The sequence below is a fragment of the Companilactobacillus halodurans genome, from assembly GCF_009600985.1.
Taxonomy (GTDB): Bacteria; Bacillota; Bacilli; order Lactobacillales; family Lactobacillaceae; genus Companilactobacillus; species Companilactobacillus halodurans.
This window is the reverse complement of sequence record NZ_VDFP01000078.1, coordinates 1-1,974: the sequence shown is the minus strand read 5'-3', so window position 1 is coordinate 1,974 and position 1,974 is coordinate 1. Positions and strand designations below refer to the sequence as shown.

2 protein-coding genes are annotated in these 1,974 nt (G+C 31.1%); one reads left to right on the top strand and one right to left on the bottom strand.

What is annotated here, in order from left to right; genetic code table 11:
* Positions 1-105: 105 nt before the first annotated feature.
* A complete protein-coding gene (locus FHL06_RS12520) occupies positions 106-513 on the bottom strand; it encodes a YjdF family protein (RefSeq protein ID WP_152587879.1) in 408 nt (135 codons plus the stop codon).
* 342 nt (positions 514-855) lie between these two features.
* Here FHL06_RS12520 and FHL06_RS12515 point away from each other — a divergent pair, with 342 nt between their 5' ends.
* The gene (locus FHL06_RS12515) at positions 856-1,860 is read left to right on the top strand and encodes a protein rep (protein ID WP_001199882.1); all 1,005 of its coding nucleotides are present in this window, start codon (positions 856-858) and stop codon (positions 1,858-1,860) included.
* Positions 1,861-1,974: the final 114 nt, after the last annotated feature.

Here is a 1,974-nt window from a genome sequence, read left to right as displayed (position 1 = left end):
TCGGCATAGCGTGAGCTATTAAGCCGACCATTCGACAAGTTTTGGGATTGTTAAGGGTTCCGAGGCTCAACGTCAATAAAGCAATTGGAATAAAGCAATCTTGGCTTAATGACCTTTATGCTTTTCTTTTGCTTTTTGTTTTTTGATTTTACGTTTTCGTGTTTTTTCTTCTTCTTTTTGAAGCTTGTTTCTTTTTTTAGAACTTTTTTTATTGAGTTCTTGCTCTTTTTTTAATGCCTCTTGTGATTGAGTGGTAATCACTTTTTTCTTTTGCTCTTTTGCTACCTGTCGTTGCAATCTTTTTGGATTAATTTTTTTATCAGATGACTTACGTTTAGTTTTTACCTTGCTTTTATTTACTAAATTTAAAAGGTCTTTGTCTATGAATTTTAAAATAGTTTCTCTATCAGGTTCTGTGCCAAATGTATATTTAGCAAAAACTGATTTTTGATTTTCTGTATATTCAACTAATCCGATAAAAAATTGTCCATCATGAAAAATTGTAAGTTTCATGTTGTCCCTCCTCTGTTTTAAATGAAATGAAGGACGACCTGAGGAGGAAGGTTACTGACAAAATTTATACTTTGCATTGGGACTACCAACCCAATTGTGTTTTTACATTTCATATTTTGATATTAACAAAATAATATCGTGGTTTAGAAACGAGTTGAAAACGAGTTTCTTCTTGTCTTGATACTATATAGAAATAACTCGATTTTAAAATTATAGCTGTAATCCTTGGTATGTAAGGGATTATAGCTATTTTTCTTGTTGAAAGGAATTTTTGACATAAAAAAACCCCAGTAGTATGATTAAAGCGTCTACTCAATAAACAACTACTGGAGGTCTCTTTATATGCAATATAATACTACTAGATGTATAGACGAAAATCAAGATAACGAAACACTTAAAGATATGACGAAAAGTGGGAAACAACGCCCATGGAGAGAAAAGAAGATAGATAATGTAAGTTATGCAGATATACTGGAAATTTTAAAAATAAAAAAGGCTTTTAATGTAAAACAATGTGGTAACGTCTTAGAGTTCAAGCCGACTGATGAAGGTTATTTGAAGTTACATAAGACATGGTTTTGTAAGTCGAAACTCTGCCCAGTTTGTAATTGGAGGCGTGCTATGAAAAATAGTTATCAAGCTCAAAAAGTGATTGAAGAAGTTGTTAAAGAAAAACCAAAAGCGCGTTGGTTATTTTTAACACTTTCAACGAAAAATGCGATAGATGGGGATACTTTAGAACAAAGTTTGAAACATTTAACGAAAGCATTTGATAGGTTAAGTAGATATAAAAAAGTGAAGCAAAATCTTGTTGGGTTTTTGCGTTCAACGGAAGTAACAGTTAATAAAAATGATGGTAGTTATAATCAACATATGCATGTTTTATTATGTGTTGAAAATAGTTATTTTAAGAATAAAGCTAATTATATAACTCAAGAAGAATGGGTTAATTTATGGCAAAAAGCATTACAAGTAAATTATCGACCCGTAGCAAATATTAAAGCGATCAAACCAAATCAAAAAGGCGATAAAGATATTCAAGCAGCTATCAAAGAAACCTCTAAATATTCGGTTAAGTCATCTGATTTTTTAACTGATGATGATGAAAGAAATCAAGAAATCGTGAATGATTTAGAAAAAGGTTTATATCGAAAACGTATGTTGAGTTATGGTGGTTTGCTTAAACAAAAACATAAGATTTTAAATTTAGATGATGCCGAAGATGGCAATTTGATTAATACAAGTGACGAAGATAAAACAACAGACGAAGAAGAAAAAGCACATTCAATTACGGCAATTTGGAATTTTGAAAAACAAAATTATTATTTAAAAGATTTGAAACGTTAGCTAAAAAGCTAGCGTTTTTTTATGTCTTTTTGCCCCTGCGGGAACTATAGCGTTCAACCGGCATGGTTGACCAGTTTTCATGTTAACTTTTAAGTTTGCATGTAAATGGGCAGT

Coding starts and splice junctions, on each gene's coding strand:
- FHL06_RS12520 (WP_152587879.1), bottom strand. CDS start 513: ATGAAACTTACAATTTTTCATGATGGACAATTTTTTATCGGATTAGTT.
- FHL06_RS12515 (WP_001199882.1), top strand. CDS start 856: ATGCAATATAATACTACTAGATGTATAGACGAAAATCAAGATAACGAA.